Source organism: Sphingomonas cavernae (assembly GCF_003590775.1).
Taxonomy (GTDB): Bacteria; Pseudomonadota; Alphaproteobacteria; order Sphingomonadales; family Sphingomonadaceae; genus Sphingobium_A; species Sphingobium_A cavernae.
Window position 1 is genome coordinate 522,957 of sequence record NZ_QYUM01000002.1, and the last position, 18,682, is coordinate 541,638.

General features: G+C 63.4%; 21 protein-coding genes and 1 tRNA gene. 12 read left to right on the forward strand and 10 right to left on the reverse strand.

Features of this window, described 5'->3' with window-relative positions:
* Positions 1-3 precede the first annotated feature (3 nt).
* Genes D3876_RS02790 through D3876_RS02805 form a run of 4 tightly spaced genes read right to left on the reverse strand, consistent with a single transcriptional unit; the run spans position 4 to position 3,229 of the window.
* On the reverse strand, positions 4-513 hold the full coding sequence (locus D3876_RS02790) for a GNAT family N-acetyltransferase (RefSeq protein WP_119759576.1): 510 nt from the start codon (positions 511-513) through the stop codon (positions 4-6).
* Entirely contained in the window at positions 510-1,313 is an 804-nt protein-coding gene (gene fabI / locus D3876_RS02795; protein ID WP_119759577.1) for an enoyl-ACP reductase FabI, read from the reverse strand. The genes D3876_RS02790 and fabI overlap by 4 nt, the downstream gene beginning before the upstream one ends.
* Positions 1,310-2,281, reverse strand: coding sequence for a YihY/virulence factor BrkB family protein (locus D3876_RS02800; RefSeq protein ID WP_119759578.1), 972 nt, complete (start codon positions 2,279-2,281; stop codon positions 1,310-1,312). The genes fabI and D3876_RS02800 overlap by 4 nt, the downstream gene beginning before the upstream one ends.
* A 6-nt stretch (positions 2,282-2,287) precedes the next feature.
* Positions 2,288-3,229: a DnaJ C-terminal domain-containing protein gene (locus D3876_RS02805; RefSeq protein WP_119759579.1), complete on the reverse strand. Its 942-nt coding sequence runs from the start codon at positions 3,227-3,229 to the stop codon at positions 2,288-2,290.
* 109 nt (positions 3,230-3,338) lie between these two features.
* On the opposite strand from D3876_RS02805, the gene pdxH reads away from it, so the two are divergent.
* Genes pdxH through D3876_RS02820 form a run of 3 tightly spaced genes read left to right on the forward strand, consistent with a single transcriptional unit; the run spans position 3,339 to position 5,619 of the window.
* Positions 3,339-3,917, forward strand: a complete 579-nt coding sequence (pdxH, locus tag D3876_RS02810) for a pyridoxamine 5'-phosphate oxidase (protein WP_119760944.1) — start codon at positions 3,339-3,341, stop codon at positions 3,915-3,917.
* Positions 3,914-4,828 carry a cation diffusion facilitator family transporter gene (locus tag D3876_RS02815; RefSeq protein WP_119759580.1) on the forward strand — a complete coding sequence of 305 codons (915 nt, stop codon included), beginning with the start codon at positions 3,914-3,916 and terminating at the stop codon, positions 4,826-4,828. The genes pdxH and D3876_RS02815 overlap by 4 nt, the downstream gene beginning before the upstream one ends.
* Positions 4,825-5,619 carry a PhzF family phenazine biosynthesis protein gene (locus tag D3876_RS02820; protein WP_119759581.1) on the forward strand — a complete coding sequence of 265 codons (795 nt, stop codon included), beginning with the start codon at positions 4,825-4,827 and terminating at the stop codon, positions 5,617-5,619. The genes D3876_RS02815 and D3876_RS02820 overlap by 4 nt, the downstream gene beginning before the upstream one ends.
* Here the strand turns inward: D3876_RS02820 and mnmA are convergent.
* Entirely contained in the window at positions 5,616-6,725 is a 1,110-nt protein-coding gene (gene mnmA / locus D3876_RS02825) for a tRNA 2-thiouridine(34) synthase MnmA (RefSeq protein WP_119760946.1), read from the reverse strand. The genes D3876_RS02820 and mnmA overlap by 4 nt on opposite strands.
* A gap of 148 nt (positions 6,726-6,873) precedes the next feature.
* Here mnmA and D3876_RS02830 point away from each other — a divergent pair, with 148 nt between their 5' ends.
* The 3 genes from D3876_RS02830 (at position 6,874) to D3876_RS02840 (ending at position 8,002) form a co-directional block, all read left to right on the forward strand.
* A complete protein-coding gene (locus D3876_RS02830) occupies positions 6,874-7,149 on the forward strand; it encodes a hypothetical protein (RefSeq protein WP_147417566.1) in 276 nt (91 codons plus the stop codon).
* A 103-nt stretch (positions 7,150-7,252) separates the two neighbouring features.
* Complete coding sequence (gene sciP, locus D3876_RS02835) at positions 7,253-7,552, forward strand: CtrA inhibitor SciP (RefSeq protein ID WP_119759583.1); 300 nt, start codon at positions 7,253-7,255, stop codon at positions 7,550-7,552.
* Positions 7,553-7,741: 189 nt separating this feature from the next.
* Positions 7,742-8,002 carry a GlsB/YeaQ/YmgE family stress response membrane protein gene (locus D3876_RS02840; RefSeq protein WP_119759584.1) on the forward strand — a complete coding sequence of 87 codons (261 nt, stop codon included), beginning with the start codon at positions 7,742-7,744 and terminating at the stop codon, positions 8,000-8,002.
* A 96-nt stretch (positions 8,003-8,098) separates the two neighbouring features.
* Here D3876_RS02840 and D3876_RS02845 read toward each other — a convergent pair whose 3' ends face one another.
* Positions 8,099-8,824 carry an SIMPL domain-containing protein gene (locus tag D3876_RS02845; RefSeq protein ID WP_119759585.1) on the reverse strand — a complete coding sequence of 242 codons (726 nt, stop codon included), beginning with the start codon at positions 8,822-8,824 and terminating at the stop codon, positions 8,099-8,101.
* A gap of 110 nt (positions 8,825-8,934) precedes the next feature.
* Positions 8,935-9,195: a GlsB/YeaQ/YmgE family stress response membrane protein gene (locus D3876_RS02850; RefSeq protein WP_119759586.1), complete on the reverse strand. Its 261-nt coding sequence runs from the start codon at positions 9,193-9,195 to the stop codon at positions 8,935-8,937.
* Positions 9,196-9,440: 245 nt separating this feature from the next.
* Here D3876_RS02850 and D3876_RS02855 point away from each other — a divergent pair, with 245 nt between their 5' ends.
* The 3 genes from D3876_RS02855 to D3876_RS02865 all read left to right on the forward strand — a co-directional run bounded on the left by D3876_RS02855 (position 9,441) and on the right by D3876_RS02865 (position 15,264).
* Positions 9,441-10,634, forward strand: coding sequence for an efflux RND transporter periplasmic adaptor subunit (locus D3876_RS02855; protein ID WP_119760947.1), 1,194 nt, complete (start codon positions 9,441-9,443; stop codon positions 10,632-10,634).
* A 12-nt stretch (positions 10,635-10,646) separates the two neighbouring features.
* Positions 10,647-13,805 (forward strand): efflux RND transporter permease subunit, encoded by a 3,159-nt coding sequence (locus tag D3876_RS02860; RefSeq protein WP_119759587.1) that lies wholly within the window; start codon positions 10,647-10,649, stop codon positions 13,803-13,805.
* A 187-nt stretch (positions 13,806-13,992) separates the two neighbouring features.
* Positions 13,993-15,264, forward strand: a complete 1,272-nt coding sequence (locus D3876_RS02865) for a DUF445 domain-containing protein (RefSeq protein ID WP_119759588.1) — start codon at positions 13,993-13,995, stop codon at positions 15,262-15,264.
* Between the two features lie 6 nt (positions 15,265-15,270).
* On the opposite strand, the gene D3876_RS02870 is transcribed toward D3876_RS02865, so the two are convergent.
* Genes D3876_RS02870 through D3876_RS02880 form a run of 3 tightly spaced genes read right to left on the reverse strand, consistent with a single transcriptional unit; the run spans position 15,271 to position 16,987 of the window.
* On the reverse strand, positions 15,271-15,447 hold the full coding sequence (locus D3876_RS02870) for a Trm112 family protein (protein ID WP_119759589.1): 177 nt from the start codon (positions 15,445-15,447) through the stop codon (positions 15,271-15,273).
* Positions 15,444-16,076: an LON peptidase substrate-binding domain-containing protein gene (locus D3876_RS02875; protein WP_119759590.1), complete on the reverse strand. Its 633-nt coding sequence runs from the start codon at positions 16,074-16,076 to the stop codon at positions 15,444-15,446. Before D3876_RS02875 ends, D3876_RS02870 begins: the two co-directional genes overlap by 4 nt.
* On the reverse strand, positions 16,076-16,987 hold the full coding sequence (locus D3876_RS02880) for a tetratricopeptide repeat protein (protein WP_119760949.1): 912 nt from the start codon (positions 16,985-16,987) through the stop codon (positions 16,076-16,078). Before D3876_RS02880 ends, D3876_RS02875 begins: the two co-directional genes overlap by 1 nt.
* A 181-nt stretch (positions 16,988-17,168) precedes the next feature.
* On the opposite strand from D3876_RS02880, the gene D3876_RS02885 reads away from it, so the two are divergent.
* From D3876_RS02885 to D3876_RS02895, 3 genes are all read left to right on the forward strand, one after another.
* Positions 17,169-17,243, forward strand: a tRNA-Gly gene (locus D3876_RS02885).
* A gap of 195 nt (positions 17,244-17,438) precedes the next feature.
* The gene (locus D3876_RS02890; protein WP_147417567.1) at positions 17,439-18,290 is read left to right on the forward strand and encodes a hypothetical protein; all 852 of its coding nucleotides are present in this window, start codon (positions 17,439-17,441) and stop codon (positions 18,288-18,290) included.
* A gap of 177 nt (positions 18,291-18,467) precedes the next feature.
* Positions 18,468-18,641 (forward strand): helix-turn-helix domain-containing protein, encoded by a 174-nt coding sequence (locus D3876_RS02895; RefSeq protein ID WP_119759592.1) that lies wholly within the window; start codon positions 18,468-18,470, stop codon positions 18,639-18,641.
* Positions 18,642-18,682: the final 41 nt, after the last annotated feature.

Sequence of the window (18,682 nt, forward strand, 5' to 3'; positions counted from 1 at the left end):
CTCTTACCCCAGGTCGGAAAACGCCCGCGCGTAGCGGGCGTCCCCCGCCTTAGGCGAAACCATCGCGGGTTCAAGCATCAATGCCTGAAAATAGGGGCCTGCATAGGGCGAGGCAAAAGGCGCGGCCGCCTCGACCGAAAAGCCGAAGCGACCGTAATATTCAGGCTCGCCGAGCAGGAAGAGCATCTCGAAGCCCTGCGCACGTGCAGCATCGATCGCACTGCGCACCAGCGCCGAGCCGATTCCCTGCGCCTGCCGCCCCGGTACGACCGCGACGGGTGCGAGGCCGGCCGCGCGGACGGCACGCCCATCCGCGCTCACCTGCATCGTGCTCAGCAACACATGGCCGACGATCTCGTCATTGTCCTCGGCAACCAGTGAGATGGCGGCATCGCCATCGGCTCGTAACGCCTCGACGAGATCGGCCTCGGCTTCGGTCGGAAACGCCGCGCAATTGACCGCTCTTATCGCGGCCGCATCGCCCGGCGCCTCAACGCGAAGCTTAACCGTCATTGCAATGCGATGTCGGGCGCGTCCTCGGCCTTCATGCCGATGACATTGTAGCCGGCGTCGACGTGATGGATCTCGCCGGTCACCCCGCTCGCGAGATCGCTGAGCAGATAGAGCCCTGCCCCGCCAACATCCTCGATCGTGACGTTGCGGCGCAGCGGCGAATTGAGCTCGTTCCATTTGAGGATATAGCGAAAATCGCCGATCCCTGAGGCTGCAAGCGTCTTGATCGGCCCGGCCGAAATCGCGTTGACGCGGATATTCTCGGGCCCCAGGTCCATCGCCAGATATTTGACGCTGGTCTCGAGCGCGGCCTTGGCCACGCCCATCACGTTATAATGCGGGATCACCTTTTCGGCGCCGTAATAGCTGAGCGTCAGCAGGCTGCCGCCACCCGGCATCATCGCCCGCGCACGCTGCGTCACCGCGACGAAGCTGTAGGCCGAAATGTTCATCGTCATCTGAAAATTTTCGAGGCTGGTGTCGACATAGCCGCCACGGAGTTCGTTCTTGTCCGAATAGCCGATCGCGTGGACGACGAAATCGATCGTCGGCCAGCGCGCGGCGAGCGCCGCAAACGCCGCATCGAGCGCCCCCATGTCCGAGACGTCGCAATCGATCAGGAAATCCGAGCCCAGTTGCTCGGCCAGCGGCCGCACGCGTTTTTCCAGCGCCTCACCCTGATAGCTGAACGCGAGTTCCGCGCCCTGCTCATGCAGCTTCTGCGCGATTCCCCACGCCAGCGAGCGATCATTGGCAAGGCCCATGATCAATCCGCGCTTTCCGGTCATCAAACCGCTCACAATTCCTCCGTTATTTCTGCGTCTTCGGTGGCAACGGGCGTCGAGCGTATGTCCGGGCTCTCCGCCAGCGCCGCGTTCAATTCGGCCCCGATTACCACGCCGAAGCCGACAAGATAGAAGAAAATGAGCGCGATCATCACGCCGGCAAGGCTGCCATAGGTGAGATCATAGCTGGTAGCGTGCGACAGCGCACGCGGCAGCAGCTCGGTCACGCCGAGCCACCATGTTGTCACGAACAGCGCTCCCGGCCATTTGGGATAACCCGCGCCGCGATAGGTCTTGGGCGTCAGCGACAGGAACAGCATGTAAAGCGCAGCGAACAATGCGAGCGCAGGCGCGACGCGCGAGGTCGCGACATACCATGCGGCATCGGCGTTGAAGGGGAGGAAGCGATCGATAAATTGCTCGATGCCGACGAGCACGACCTGAAAGCTGAACGCGGCGAATGCGAGGATCACCGACGCAAAGATGATCCCGATCGATCCCAGCCGATATTCCCAGAATGGACGCGTATAACGCACGCCATAGGCCCGGCGAAGAATGTCGCGGATCGTCTCGATGAAGCTGCCCGTGGTCCACAGTCCGATCAGCGCGCCGATCCAGAGCAACGAACCCGAGCGCGCGGCGAGTACGTCGTTGATCGGCTTTTCAAGCACCGCGGCAACATCGGGCGGTATGGTGAGCAGGAAAGCGTTGACCGTCGCAATCCCGTCCTCGGTCCGCCCGAACAGGCGCGCGATCGCCGCCGCCACGATGAAGAATGGAAACAGCGTGACCAGCGCGAGATAGGCGAGGTTGCCTGCATGGAGAAAGCCGTCGTCATAGACGCCGAGGATCACCCGCTTGGCGACAGTGAAGGGGTAAGTGCCGGGCCGGACCCTGTCGATGCCCTCCTGCACCGCCTCCCGCGCAGCGCGCGCCAGGCGCTTGCGACGCTCCTCAGGGGATTGGGGGTGCAGGTCCTGCATCGTGGACTATACGTCCAGTCCCGCCCGCGGGTTGCGCCCGTCATCTTCCGTCCAACCCTCGACGAAGCTGCTCAGCGCGGCATCATCCGCCGGAATATCAATCATCAGCGTCACAAGCTGGTCGCCGCGTTCGCCCGACTTGGCGTGAAAGCCCTTGCCCTTCAGGCGCAGCGCCTTGCCCGATGTCGAGCCCTTGGGCACCGCGAGCATGACCGGCCCGTCAACCGTGGGAACCTTTACCTTGGCGCCCGCGACCGCCTCCTTCAGCGTTACCGGAAGGTCGAGTCGGACATTGTAGCCATCGCGCTTGAAGAAACGGTGCGGACGTACCTCGATCGTCACGATCGCATCACCCGCGCCGCCAGGACCGGGCTGCCCCTTGCCGCCGAGCCGCATCTGCGTGCCCGTCTCGACCCCCTTTGGCAGTTTCAGATCGATCGTCTTGCCGTCCTGCAAGGTGATGCGCTGCGGCGTCAAAGCCGCGGCATCCTCGAACGACACCGCCAGCCTGTAAGCCACGTTGGCCCCCTTGGGCGACGGCGCCTGGCGACCACGCCCGAAACCGCCAAAGCCGCCGCGACTGCGCCCGCCACCGAACAGTCCGTCAAAAATATCGCCGAAATCTGCGCCGTCGTCGCCGAATTCGAAATGCGCGCCGCCGCCTTGCTGGCGATAGCCCCCGCCCGGTCCACCGCCGCCGCCAAAGCCAAAAGGTGACGTGGGATTGCCTTCGCCGTCGATCTCTCCACGGTCGAAGCGTGCGCGCTTGTCCTTGTCGGTCAGCAGGTCATAGGCCGCCGTCGTCTGCGAAAAGCGTTCGGACGCCTTGGGATTGTCCTTGTTGCGGTCGGGGTGGAGTTCCTTCGCGAGCTTGCGATACGCCTTCTTGATATCGGTTTCGCTCGCGCCGCGCTCGACGCCCAGGATTTGATACGGATCTGCTGCCATAACCTTCCTTTTGGCGCGGTTCGTGCGCTGAGACAACAGATTGGAAGCAATGCCACGCGTTCAAGACTGGCCGTTTCCCTATAACCCTCCATCGGTTATGGCGCTGACCATGACGGAAAACCCCTTCACGCTGTTCGACCACTGGTTTGCCGAAGCGCGCGCGAACGAACTCAATGACTCGAATGCGATGGCGCTTGCCACGGTCGACGCGGAGGGACAGCCGTCGCTGCGGATGGTGCTGCTCAAGGGGCACGGGCCAGAGGGCTTCATCTTCTACACCAACCAGCAAAGCCGCAAGGCCCGCGAGCTGACCGTCAATCCGCACGCAGCCTTGCTGTTTCACTGGAAGTCGCTGCGCCGCCAGATTCGAATCGAAGGACATATTACGCCGGTCGACCCAGCCATCGCCGATGCCTATTTTGCGACGCGCAGCCGCGATTCGCAGCTCGGCGCCTGGGCGTCGGACCAGTCGCGCCCGCTCGATCGCCGCGAGACTTTCGAAGCGCGTTTCGACGAGATGCAGGCGCGCTTCGCGGGGCAGGACGTGCCCCGGCCGCCGCACTGGTCGGGATATCGCGTGACGCCCGAGCGCATCGAGTTCTGGCAGGACCGCGAACACCGCCTCCACGAACGACGGCTGTTCACGCGCACCGACGATGGCTGGGACGAAGGGCTGCTCTACCCGTGAGCCGCGCCGCGTTGACCCAACGCGCGGCGATCGCCAGCGTCTGCACCGCGGTGCTGCTGCTGGCGCTGAAGGGCTGGGCAGCATGGGTCACCGGCTCGGTGGCAATGCTCGGCTCGCTCGCCGATACCGGGCTCGATCTCGTCGCCTCGCTCGTGACGCTGTTCAGCGTGCGCTACGCCGCCCAGCCCGCGGACACCGAGCACCGTTTCGGGCATGGTAAGGCAGAGGCGCTGGCCGCGCTCTTTCAGGTCATGCTGATTTCGATATCGGCATGCGGCATCGCGGTGCAGGCGGTGCGGCGGCTGATCGCGGGTGATGTCAGCGCCAATGCCGAATATGGCATCGGCGTTTCGATCGCCGCGCTTGCCGCGACGCTCCTGCTGATTGCCTATCAACGTCATGTGATCCGGCAGACGAACTCGGTCGCGATCACCGCGGACAATGTCCATTACCAGAGCGACCTGCTGCTCAACGGATCGGTGATCGCCGCGCTCGTACTCGACCAGTACCTTGGGCTGACCGGCGCCGATCCCGTGTTCGGCGTCCTGATCGCGCTGTGGCTCCTCTATGGCGCGCTGCGCGCCTCCACCACCGCGATCAACCAGTTGATGGACCGCGAATGGCCCGAGGAGAAGCGGCAGCGATTCCTTGCGATCGCGGCGCAGCAACCCGAGCTGCTCGGCATCCACGACCTGCGCACGCGCTCCAGCGGCGCGCAGGACTTCGTGCAATTCCACGTCTGGGTCCGTCCCGACATGACCGTCGCGGAAGCGCACGCGATATCCGAGGGTGTCGAACAAAAGCTGATGGCCGCCTTTCCCGACACCGAAATCCTTATCCACCTCGACCCCGAAGGTCAGATCGATCGACTGGGCGAGCCCGACGAAGCCCTGCGGGAGACACCCGAATGAAGCTGCCCTTCGCCCAGATCGACGCCTTTGCCGACCGGCCTTTTCAGGGAAATTCGGCGGCGGTGATCCCGCTCGACGCATGGCTGCCCGACGAACTGCTCATCAGGATCGCAATGGAGAACAACCTCTCCGAAACCGCGTTTCTCGTGCCCGCCTCGGACGATGCCGATTACGAGCTGCGCTGGTGCACCCCGACCACCGAGGTGCCGCTCTGCGGCCATGCCACGCTGGCCGCGGGACATTTCGTGCTTTCCCGCGATCAATCGATGGCACGCGTGCGCTTTCTGACGCGCAAGGCAGGCATGCTGGAAGTACAGCGCGCGGGCACTGGCTACGCGCTCGATCTGCCCGCGACGGACATGGAGCCTGGCAGCGACGACACGCTGCTCGACATTCTGGGATTGCCGGATGCATCGATTTTCGTGGCATGTAATGGCGTCGAACACATTCATATAGTCCTGCTGCCCGACGAAGCGGCTGTGCGCGCGGTCAGGCCGGATTTTCGCAGGCTTGCCGAAGTCGACACAATGGCGATCGTCACCGCACCCGGCGATAGCGCCGACATCGCCAGCCGCGTCTTCGTCTCGGCCTGGGGGATAGACGAGGATCCCGTTACCGGCTCGGCGCACGCAGCGCTCGTCCCTTTCTGGGCGGAACGGCTTGGCCGAGACACCTTCTCTGCCTTTCAGGCATCGGCGCGCGGGGGACACATGCGATGCAGGCTGGAGGGCGATCGCGTTATCCTGGACGCGCCCTGTGTCACAGTGATCGAGGGCGTGTTCAGCCTTTAGGCCGCTTCCGCCAGCTCCGCCGCCTCGGTTTCCTCGATCCAGCCGCCGCCAAGCACGCGGTCGCCATCATAAAGCACTGCGGCCTGGCCGGGGGCGACGCCATATTCGGGCATGTCGAACACGACCCGGTCGCCTTCCAGCCGCGCGGGCACGGGCTTGGCGAGCGAGCGCACCTTGGCGGAAACCGGGCCTGAATGATGGCCCCCGATCCAGTTGATTCCCGAGATGCGTGCCGCCGAAACGCCAAGCGCGCGGCGCGGCCCAACCACGACGCGGCGCGTCTCGGGCTCGAGCCTGATCACGTAGAGCGGCTCGGCCTGTCCGCCGATCTCGAGCCCCCGGCGCTGGCCGACGGTGAAATGGATGAAGCCCTTGTGCGCGCCGAGCACATGGCCCGACAGGTCGACGATTTCGCCCGCGGTGTCCGCATCGGGGCGGACCTTGCGGACGATCTTGGCATAGTCGCCGTCGGGCACGAAGCAGATGTCCTGGCTGTCGGGCTTCATCGCGACGCCCAGCCCCAGTTCCTTCGCGATCTCGCGCACCGCGGGCTTGGGCATGCCGCCCAGCGGGAATCGCAGATAGTCGAGCTGGTCCTGCGTCGTCGCAAAAAGGAAATAGCTCTGGTCGCGCGCGGGATCGGCGGCGCGGTGCAGTTCGGCGCCCGCTTCGCCCTCGACGCGGCGGACATAATGGCCCGTCGCAAGGCAATCGGCGCCGAGATCTTTCGCGAGCTTGAACAGGTCGGTGAACTTCACCCCCATATTGCACTTCACGCAGGGAATGGGGGTGCGTCCCGCCATATATTCGCTGGCAAAATCCTCGATCACCGAGTCGCGAAAACGGCTTTCATGATCGAAGACATAGTGCGCGATACCCAGCCGGTCCGCGACCGCACGCGCATCGCGGATATCCTGCCCCGCGCAGCAGCTACCGGTGCGCCCCACCGCGGCGCCATGGTCATAGAGCTGGAGCGTGATGCCGATCGTCTCCGCGCCCGTGCGCGCCGCGAGCGCGGCAACGACCGAACTGTCGACGCCGCCCGACATGGCGACGACGATGCGACGGGCCTTCATCGGGCCATCGAGCTGGAAATCGGGGGACATTGCGCGCGCCCCATAGCCCGGTTTGGCCCAGGAGGCAAAAATCGCTTCCATGGGACGCATTTTCGTGCACCGGACGGCCCTGAATTTACGGCTGATTCAGCATTCCAGGTTACTTGGAGAGAAGAATAACAGGGGCACCCGAGTCGCGATGAAGCTGGAATTTTCACGATTCGAGGCAGCACGGGCTTCTGATTTGCCGGCGCCGGATTTCGCGGTGCTGATTGCGGGATTGTCCGCGCATCAGTCGGCGACCGCGACCGCCAGACATCAGATATTACTGGATAATCCCGGCTCCTCCGGTGGCGGAGAGACGCTGCCGCCCGTTGATCTTTTCGCACAGAATGCTCGCGCAGCCGCGCGCGCCAGTTCGGGAAGCTTCAACGCCGAAGTGGCGCGCGCGTTGTCGATCGATTCAGGAAAATGACCGGAAAATTTACCCTAGCGCTTTAGGTTTATTTCAACGCACCCGGAGTAGATTGATTCAGCAAGAAGGTTCGAGGCAGAAACGCCCGTCAATTGAGGTAGGAATGATCGAAAACCAAAAAATCCGCCCCGCCCAGGTGATCGGTCCGCTCGGTGAACCGTTGACGCTGGACACGCTGCCGCCGCCTTCCACCTCGCGCTGGGTTGTCCGTCGCAAGGCCGAGGTCGTCGCGGCGGTAAATGGCGGCTTGCTTTCGGTCGATGAGGTCTGCGAGCGCTACCGGCTGACGCTCGAGGAATTTGCGGGCTGGCAGCGTGCGGTTGATCGCTCGGGCATGCCCGGACTGCGCGTGACGCGCATCCAGCACTACAAGTCGCTTTACGAACGCCAGCAGAAATACTGAAGCGCGGCGCGGTATCGACAGCACCCGCGCGCTCCATATTCTCCGCCCTTTCATCAAGCGAGGGCGGAGAAATCGTTTTTCGGGCCCGGCGAATTACGTGACGGGCATGGAACAAACACCCCGATTATCCGTATAACTTCCGTCAGGCGGCCCGTTTCCAAGAGGCGCGCCAAGGCAGGAGGACGGAATATGCTCTCTTTCATTCTTTGGCTGATCATCGGCGGCGTCATCGGCTGGCTCGCTAGCATCGTGATGCGCACCGACGCGCAACAGGGCATTTTTCTCAATGTTATCGTGGGAATCGTCGGCGCGTTTTTGGCCGGCCTGGTGCTGTCGGGCGGATCGATCAACAATGCGGGCATCAACGTGACCTCGCTGGTCGCCTCGTTCGTCGGCGCGGTCGTGCTCCTCGGCATCGTCAATCTGATCCGTCGCGGCAGCGTGCGCTGACGCCAGACAATTGCTGAAAAAGAGCCGCGCGGAACGCATTCGCGCGGCTCGGTTCAGAACTGTTGGAGCACTTCCCGTAAGTGGAGATGCTCGCCTTTATTCGAGTTCGAAGCTTACCGTGACGGTAACGCCCACGGTCTGTTCGCCGGGAGCGATGGCGGTGTCAGCTTCGGCCTTTCCGCGCGACGCCATCACATAGGGCATCGGCGGCGGCGGCGCATAGCCGCCCGCTTCACTGATCGACAATATGCGCTTCACCTTCAGCCCCGCTGCACCCGCATACAGCACGGCGCGCGCGCGCGCCTTTTTTATGGCATCGACGCGCGCCTCGTCCTCGGCCGCCTCGGGCTTGTCGATCTGCAGGCTTGGCCCGTTGATCTGATTGGCGCCCTCGGCGACGAGGGCATCGAGGATCGTGCCGCTCTTGCCGACGTCGCGGAAACGAACCGTTACGGTATTAGTCGCCTGATAACCCGTGATGACGGGCGGCACGTTCTCTCCATAGCGATATTGCGGCTGGAGGTTGACGGTGCTCGTCTGAATGTCGCGGTCGGCGATCCCCGCCTTCTTCAGCGCGGCCGTCACGCGCGCCATCCGCTGTGCATTTTCGCGCATCGCACTGGCCGCGTCCGCGCCCTGCGTGACGACGCCTGCATTGATCACAGCGACATCGGGTACACGTCTTGTTTCGCCCGTGGCAACGATATCGAGCTTGGTTCCCTGGATCACGGGAACGGGCACCGCGACAGTCGACTGCGCGGAAAGTGCGGCGGGCGTAGCAGCCAACGCGGCAAGCGCGAGCGCTGGGAAGGTCTTGTGCATCTACGCGTAACTCCTTGTTTCAGCGAAGGGACACCCTTCGCCGTCAAGGTCTTATGAACACAGATTGGCTGCACGGCGGCTGAATGCGCATCCGGTGGGCTGCATCGCCATCAGCCCTTGCCGCGCACTTTCAAAATTATCCGGTAAAGGACGAGTAGCGCGATCGCGCCGATTGTCGCGCCAATGAAGCCCGTCGATTCGCCCGGCTCGTAAAAGCCCACTATCTGGCCGACATAGCCAACGAGCAGCGCGCCCGCGATGCCGATCAGGATGGTGACAAGGCAACCGCCAGGGTCCTTGCCCGGCATGATGAGCTTGCCCAGCCCGCCCGCGACGAGACCGATGAGTATCCACCAGAGAAAATCGCCCATTGCCGTCCCTCCCTAAACAGCGCGTCCGAAAGCGCGGCGCAATGTTCCTTCGATCGTGTCAAATGGCAAGCGAGGAAATGCGACGCCTGCGTCACAACTATACGATTCAGTACGAAATTCCTTGATTTCGCGCCGGACTGGGCGCAGGAAGCGCGCTTCTCAAAAGTCCCGCTTGAGGCTGGTGACTTATTGATGTAATACACTTGCCGCATACCCAGATGCATCCAGGCTGAAAGCAGGCAATGATGAACTACGAATCGCGCTTCACCGAAACCGGCAGCGAGATAGATCTTTTGTCCGACGAGGAACGCGCACGGCGTAACCGGCGCTGGATCATCATTGCGGCCGCGGCAGCACTGGCTGTGGTGGCGCTGATCACGATCTTCGCGCTGGGCGGCGACAAGGAGTCGGGCGGCGCTGCTGCCGGTGACGGCGCTGCCAAGGCAGTGCCGGTGGTGACCGTTATGGTCCCCGGCCGGGATGTCGTCGATCGCGTCGTCTCCGCCACGGGATCACTCGCGGCTCGCCGCGAGATGCCCGTCGGCGTTGTCGGCGAAGGCGGCATGGTAGCGCGCGTTCTTGTGGAACCGGGCGACTGGGTGGGTGCTGGCCAGGTGCTCGCCACGATCGAGCGCTCGGTTCAGGCGCAGCAGAACGCGCAGCTCGCGGCGCAAATCAATGTCGCGCGCGCCGACGCAAGGCTTGCACAGGCAGAGCTGGAGCGCGCGCAGGCGCTGGTCGGTCGCGGGTTCATTTCCAAGGCCGATATCGATCGCAAGACCGCGACGCGCGATGCCGCCGTCGCGCGCGTTCGCGTGGCCGAAGCGACGCTTGGCGAGAACCGGGCGCGTACCGGCAGGCTCGACATCCGTGCGCCGGCCGCGGGCCTTGTGCTCACGCGCGCGGTCGAGCCGGGTCAGGTCGTCGGTTCGGGTAGCGGCGTGCTGTTCCGTCTGGCCAAGGGCGGCGAGATGGAACTTCTGGCGCAGCTCGGCGAAGCCGATCTCGTGACCACGCCCGTGGGCGCCAAGGCCACGGTGACCCCGGTGGGAAGCAGCGAAAGCTTCACCGGGGAAGTGTGGCAGGTTTCGCCCGTCGTCGACCCCCAGACGCGTCAGGGCACTGCGCGCATTGCGCTCAGCTATCACAAGGCGCTGCGTCCCGGCGGCTTCGCCGCGGCCAATATCGTGCGCGGGTCACAGGAAGCGCCGATGCTTCCCGAATCCGCTGTGCAGAGCGACGAGAAGGGCAATTTCGTCTATCTGGTCGACAAGGCGAACAAGATCGTCCGCCGCGATATCAAGGTAGGCGAGGTAACCGACAAGGGCGTTGCCGTGAGCGAAGGCCTGACGGGCAGCGAGCGCATCGTGTCGTCGGCCGGCGGCTTCGTCAATCCGGACGAGACGGTCAAACCCGTGCTCGATAAAGCCGCGCGCTAGGAGTTCGCTGCGATGAACTTCCGCAACATCTCGGCCTGGTCGATCCGCAACCCGGTTCCGCCGCTCGTCATCTTCGTCGCGCTCACCATCGCGGGGCTGGTCAGCTTCATGCGTATGGACGTCCAGAACGATCCGGACATCGATTTTCCCGGGGTGATCGTCACGATCACCCAGCCGGGCGCCGCGCCGACCGAGCTCGAAACGCAGGTGACGCAGCGCGTGGAATCGGCGATCCGCAGCATCGAAGGAATCGACGAGCTCAACTCGACGGTGACCGAGGGCAACTCGCAGACATTTGTGCAATTCGCGATCGGCACGCCGATCGACCGTGCGGTGATGGACGTGCGCGACGCCGTTACGCAAATTCGCTCGGATCTGCCTGAAGGCATATTGGAACCGCAGGTCATCCGCCTGTCCACTTCGGGCAACACCCTCGCCTTCTTCGCGGCCGAGACGAGCGACATGACGCTCGAAGAGCTGAGCTGGTATGTCGACAACAACGTCGCCAAGGCGCTGCTCTCGGTGTCGGGGATGGGCGATGTCAACCGGCGTGGCGGCGTCAGCCGCGAAATACGCATCATCCTGGACCCCGTCCGGATGCAGTCCTTTGGACTGACCGCTTCCGACGTGAACAACCAGCTACGCCAGGTGAACATCAATGCGGCCGGCGGGCGCGCCGAGATTGCCGGGTCGGAACAGTCGGTTCGCGTGCTGGGCAACGCCAAGAACGCCTTTCAGCTCGGGCAAACCCAGATCGCGATCGGCGCCGGGCGCACCGTCAAGCTCGCCGATATCGCCGATGTCCGCGATCTGTTCGCTGAACAGCGTTCGATCTCCAAGACTGCTGGCAAGCAGGTCGTGAGCTTCGGCTTCGAGCGCGCCAAGAACACTTCCGACGTCACCGTCTATGACGACGCGATGAAGGTACTGAAGGACCTCGAAAAGCAGAACCCCAAGGTGAAGTTCACCCAGCTCTTCACCAATGTCGACTATGCGAAGGAACAATATAGCTCGGCCATGCTGGCGATGGTCGAGGGTGCCGTGCTCGCGGTGCTCGTCGTCTTCCTGTTCCTGCGCGACTGGCGCGCGACCGCAATTTCGGCGCTTGCGATCCCGCTGTCGGCGATCCCAGCCTTCTGGTTCATGGACCTTATGGGCTTCACACTGAACTCGATGACGCTGCTCGGGCTCAGCCTCGTCGCGGGCGTGCTCGTCGACGACGCGATCGTGGAGATCGAAAACATCGTGCGCCATATGCGCATGGGGAAAAGCGCATATCAGGCATCGATCGATGCGGCCGATGAAATCGGCCTGGCGGTGCTCGCCACCACAATGACGATCGTTGCGGTGTTCCTGCCCGTTGGCCTGATGCCCGGCGTATCGGGCCAGTTCTTCCAGAATTTCGGGCTCACCGTCGTCGCCGCGGTGCTGATGAGCCTTGCGGTGGCCCGCCTGATCACACCGCTGGTCGCCGCCTATTTTCTCCAGGCAAAGGGCGAGGCGAGCCACGGCGAGGGCTGGCTGATGGACCGCTATATGGGCGTGCTCCACTGGACGCTTGACGACAGCAAGGCAAAGCGCATGCGCGAGCGCAAGGACCGTAAACGCTGGCTCTCGCCGTTCGCTGACCATCGCATGTGGGTCGTCGGCGCTGGCGGTTTGGCGTTCGCGCTCACGATCATCGTGTTCGCCATGCTGCCCTTCACCTTCCAGCCTGCGCTCAATTCCGACACCAGCCGGATCGGCATCCGCATGGTGCCCGGAACGACGCTGGCCCAGACCGAAGCGGTCGCCGACAAGGTAGTAGTCATGATGGAGAAGGAGCCGATCGTAGAACGCGCCTTCTCTCGCATCGATGTGGGTCAGGCGACGGTCTATCTGCGACTCAAGAAAGACCGCGACATCACCAGCATCGATTTCGAGCGCTCGCGCGCGCGCGCACTGGCTGAAATCCCCGACGCGCGCGTCAATTTCGAGAGTCAGTTCGGCGGCGGCGGCGGTGGCACGAACCGCGAAATCTCACTCACGCTGGGCGGTGATGATCCCGAACAGTTGATGCGGGTCGCAGGTCAGCTCCTCAACGAGATGTCGGGGCTGAAGGAAATCGTCGCTCCGCGCATTGAGGGCAACCTGCAGCGCCCCGAAATCGTCCTCAAGCCACGGCTCGATCTCGCCGCGAATCTGGGCGTGACCACCTCTGCGCTGTCGAATGCGATACGTATCGCCACATTGGGCGAAATCGACCAGAACAGCGCCAAATTCTCGCTGTCGGACCGCCAGATCCCGATCCGGGTCGCCATCGAGCAGGATGCCCGCGAAAAGCTGGCGACGATCCAGAACCTGCCCGTCCCCACCCAGGCCGGCGGATCTGTGCCGCTCCGCCTCGTGGCCGATATCGGCTTTGGCGCCGGTCCTACCCAGATCGATCGCACTAACCAGGTTCGCCAGATCACGATCGGCGCGGATCTCGCACCCGGGCTGGTATCTGGTCAAGCGATGGAAAAGATCAACGCGCTGCCCACCGTCCAGAACCTGCCGCTTGGCATCAAGCGCCTGATCCTGGGCGAATCCAAATGGCAGCAGGAAATGATGATCAGCTTCATGATCGCCCTGATCTCCGGCATCGCGCTCGTCTTCGGCGTTCTCGTCCTGCTCTACCGTTCGGTGATGCCGCCCTTCGTCAACATGGGATCGCTGCTGCTTGCGCCGCTGGGCGGCGGCCTGGCACTTCTGATGGGAGGCATGGCGATCTCGCTGCCTGTGCTGATCGGCGTGCTGATGCTGTTGGGCATCGTCGGCAAGAATTCGATCCTGCTGATCGACTTCGCGCTCGAGGAAATGGAAAAAGGCGTCGACAAGACCGAGGCGATCATCGACGCGGGCCACAAGCGCGCGCAGCCGATCCTGATGACCACCGTGGCGATGATCGCGGGCATGGTCCCGACCGCGCTGGCGCTGTCCGGCGACGGTGCATGGCGCCAGCCCATGGGCATCACGGTCATCGGCGGCCTGCTCGTCTCGACGGTGCTGACGCTGCTGATCGTTCCCGCGACCTTCAGCCTCGCGATCGGCATCGAGCGGTGGGTCGGGCCGCGCCTCCGGCGTCGCCTGCTCACCTATCGCCCCGAACATGAAGCGGGCGGTCATAGCGCGCCTCAGCCAGCGGAGTGAACCATTTCGCTGCCGGATCATTCTCGAGCACTTCCCCGAAAAAGTGGGAACCGGTTTTTCGGGAAGGAAGCATCAAAAAATGAACATGTCCCCGGCATGTTCATTTTTGATGCTCTCAAGATAATTAGCCGAGAGCCTTTCTTATCCGGCAGGTCGGTTCCGCCCTGCCGGGAAAGGCTCTAGCAGCATGGGATTGTTCGCAAGAACGGGCATTTCACGCCTGAATGTCGCGCCCAATGGCGCAGCCGGAATGCGTGCCGCCGCCACGGGACTGCTCGTCCTGATGGCGGCGGTCTTTCTTGTCGCGCGTGTCTTCGAACATACCCATCCGGCCTGGGGTTTCGTGAAGGCCTTTGCCGAGGCGGCGATGGTGGGTGGCCTCGCCGACTGGTTTGCGGTCACTGCATTGTTCCGCCACCCGCTGGGCCTGCCGATCCCGCACACCGCGATCATCCCACGCAACAAGGATCGCATCGGGGACACGCTCGCGCTGTTCCTGCGCGACAATTTCCTCACCCCCACCGTGGTTGCACGGCGAATGTACCGTGTCGACGTCGCCGCTGCGGCGGGACGCTTCCTCGCCAATCCCGACGTCACCGGCGAAGGCCGGCTGCGCCAGGGCGCATCGCGGCTGGCTGCCGACATCCTCGATGCGCTCGATCAGGAACGGCTGGGCGGCATGGTCAAGCAGGCGATCGCGCAACGCCTCGACGCGCTCAAGGTAGGCCCCATCCTCGGCCAGGCGCTCGACGCCGCGATGAAGGAGGGCCGCCACCTGCCCCTTCAGGAAGGCATCATCAACTGGGCGGGCCAGACGCTGGCGGCCAACGAGCATCTCATCCGCGAAATGGTCCATGAACGCGCGGGCGCGATCCTGCGCTGGACGGGTCTTGACGAAAATGTCGCGGACGCGATCATCAAAGGCCTGCACAAGCTGCTGTTCGACATGGCCGACGACCCCGACCATCCCTTGCGCGTGCGCGTGAATGAGGCCTTCGTAAATCTCGCCTTCGACCTTCAGCACGACAAGGACATGCAGGCCAAGGTCGATCGCTGGAAGGGCGAGATCATCAAGAACCCCGCGATGCAGCGCTGGATCGATGGATTGTGGGAACAGGCGCGACGGGGGCTGCTGAAGGCCGCACGCGATCCCGACGCGGCGCTCGCCGGCAAGCTGGGCGAGGCGCTTCGCCATCTCGGCATGACGTTGCAGCAGGACGCGGCGCTGCGTGAAACGATCAACCGCTTCGCGCGGCGCACCGCCGTGGGCGCGACCGCCACCTATGGCGACGGGCTGGTCCGGCTGGTATCCGATACCGTGCGCGGCTGGGATGCCGAAACGATCACCGGCCGGCTCGAGAACGCAGTCGGTCGCGACCTGCAATATATCCGCGTCAACGGGACGCTTGTCGGCGGGCTCGTCGGCCTCATCATCCACACCGCCGATATCTGGATCTGAACCGGCTCAGTCCAGCCGTCGCGCCTCTTCCACCAGCATCACGGGCACGCCATCGCGTATGGGGTAGGCGAGCCCCGCAGCTTCCGAGACCAGTTCGTTTCGCTCCGCGTCATAGCGCAGCTTCTGACGCGTCACCGGGCAAACCAGGATCGCGAGCAATGCCTGATCGGGCCCAACGCTCATTGCAGCGTCACGCCGTCTTCCTCGCCGCCATGATGCCGGCCGAAAAACTGCATGAGCTGGATGATCAGCTCGCACCGCTCGGCGACGTCGGCGGCTTCGAGCAGCGCCTGCTTCGCCGCGACGTCGAAGGGCGCGATCTGTGCGATGCCGTTGACCAGCGATTCGTCGTCGAGCCGGGTCACCGCTTCCCAGTCGACCGCATAGCCCTGCGCATCGGCAAAGCGCCGCGCCTCGCTTTCCAGCCCCGCGCGCTCGGCAATGGCGAGCGCGCGCTCATCCGAATCGCATTCGAAACCCTCGAGCGTAACCTCGAGCTGCCGAAAGGGCGTCGTGACATCGAGCTCTCGCAGCACGCGAAAGCGCGACACGCCTTCTAGGACGATATTATAGCGTCCGTCCTCTAGCGCCTCGACATGCGCGATCCGGCCGATGCAGCCGATGTCGAACAGCGGCGGCGGGTCGCCGCCCGCCTTGGGCTGGATCATCCCTATCCGCCGGTCGCGCGCCATCGCATCGCTGACGAGCGCGCGGTAGCGTGGCTCGAACACGTGCAATGGCAACTGCATTCTCGGAAACAGGATCGCGCCGCCGAGTGGAAAAACCGAAAGCCGCGTAGTCTTGTCGGCCATCAGGTGAACAATATCGCCGAAAGCCGCCGCCGCAGCGCGGAGACCCAGGGATCCTCGAGCCCGACGACCTCCATCAGCTTCAGCAGCCGGCCGCGCGCGGCATTGTCGTTCCAGTCGCGCTCGCGACGGACGATCTCGAGCAGCGCGTCGGCGGCACCTTCACGGTCGCCTGCCGCCATGAGGCCGCCTGCAAGTTCGTACCGCGCCTCATGGTCATCGGGATTCGAATCGACGCGCGCACGCAGCCCCTGGAGGTCGTCGACGGGCGCCGCTTCCTTCTTCAGCGCCAACGCCGATTGCGCGCGCTGGATCGCCGGATCCTTCTTCAGTTCCTCGGGCAGCTCCGCCAGCATCGTTTCCGCGGCGTCGACATGCCCCGCCTCGATCGCGGCGCGAAGCTGCCCGGAAAGCGCGGCGGGCTCCTCAGGCGCCATTTCCACGATCTGGCCGAAAATGGCGAGCGCACGCTCGGCGTCGCCTCCAGCCAGAACCTCCTCACCCATTGCAAGCAGCGGCGCGATCTCCTGCTTCAGATCGGCTTCGGCGCTCTGCACGGGAAGCTGGCGCAGGATCTGGTCGAGCATCTGCGAAAACTGGGCTTCGGTACGCGCGCTCGTCAGATCGGCAACGATCTGGCCCTGAAACACCGCATAGACCGTAGGTATCGACTGGATACGAAACTGCGCAGCGATCGCCTTGTTCGCCTCGACATCGATCTTTACGAGTTTCACGCCCTTGGCCGCATAGCTCTCCGCGACTTTCTCGAGCACCGGCGCAAGCTGCTTGCACGGCCCGCACCACTCCGCCCAGAAATCGAGGATCACGAGCTGGGTCATCGAGGGTTCGACCACGTCGCGCTTGAACGCCTCCAGCGCCTCGCGCTCTTCCGCACCCAGTCCAAGACTCGCCACCATCACGCTCCTTCAAAATATAGCCGCCCTTATGTGGGGCGCGGCCCTCATATGCCAAGACCAAAGCCGCGTCGCAGGATAAAGCGAAAACTCTTCGCAAAGGGGGTTGCGGCCCCCCGAACCCGATGCTAACAGCCGCGCCTCACCCACCGAGTGGCTCAGGCCACCGGGTACGCATCGAGCGGGCGTAGCTCAGGGGTAGAGCACAACCTTGCCAAGGTTGGGGTCGAGGGTTCGAATCCCTTCGCCCGCTCCAGTTTTCCTAGGATTTTTAGCGGTTTGTGAGACGCCAGTTCGGCGTCTCAAACCGTCTTTTTCTCTGGGCTACCACCGGGCTACCACGGATCAAGGCTGATCGCTCGCATCCGCTGCAGCACGCCAATGATTGCGCAAGCATTTGTATCGGAGACGCAATCAAGGCAATGTGGCCATCTCTCGCTAGGAGAAGATGGTGGACGACCGGAAGGAAGTATTGCCGCTCCGCATCGTCGCGGCTCGCTTTATCAGCACTGACGAACAGGTTGGCCTCCTCGAACTGGACCGCATTGCGGCGGATGCTTCGCGCGTCATCCAGAAACGCTATTGGCTGTTATGGCTTGCCCTTGTCGCCACAGCCTTTGCCACCTTGATCACGCTCATACCCGGCATCATTCTGACCCTCAGCGAAACCCCTAGCGCCGATATTGTTCTGATCATCGGATTGGTATGTTTTGTCCTGACGATGACGATGTTCGCCTCATGGCGCGTGTTCCAATACGGCGGGATGAAAGCGTCCGCGCAGCAGGTGGCGTTATATGCCAACGCCGACGATCCCGCCGCGCGAAACCTGGAACGGCTTTTCTCTCTGCTTCAGCGCGAATCGCCCTTGCGCGCCTTCTACTGGACGAAGAATGGAACGCGCCGCGATGTGGATCACCGCTATTTCTTCGGCAAACTTCGGGCTGCCCATGTGACGAGAGATGGTGCGATTCGCAGCGCGCTCGTCGGCCCGGTAGGATTCTGGTTCGACCGCGAACTTTTCCTCGAAGCGGACATCGACGGGCTCATTGCGGACGCCAAGGCCGAGCCAAGTCGCAGGGGAGCGCCGAAGCAGTACGATCATACCAATGCAATCATCGCGCTGATTGATCACCCCAAGGTGCGGGCGCTCGACATCACCAAGAAGCGCGGCAATCAGAGGGAAATCATCGAACTGCTAGAGGATTGGTATCGCAGCAGGCGCCTAAAGGTGCCCAGCGAGACGCAGCTTGCGCCTTACGCAAATCAGATTCTGGAGACGATCGCGAAAAATCGTTCGTCTTAATCCCACGCTGAATTGCCGAGGAACCACGCATTTGCGTGGCTCTGTTCGATGGCAATTACTGGGGGACAGCCACGAACGGCGGATTTCCGGTGCATCCGCACACCGTTGGAACTGTCGGCGCATAGCTGCAAATGATCCTGTCGCCCGCAGCATCGCGGCACTCCAACGGAGGCGACAATGGATGAACTCACATACTCGATTAACCGCACGGCGAAGGCACTCGGCGTCGGCCGCAGCACCATCTACAAGCTCATCAAGACCGGGCAGGTCGATGCGCTCAAGATCGGCACGCGCACGCTGATCACTACGGCGTCGATCACGCGGCTCACCGAGGCCCGGCGCGAGGCTTGATGCCGGCGCGGCGAATGCATCGCCCGCGCCTTCCCTCAACA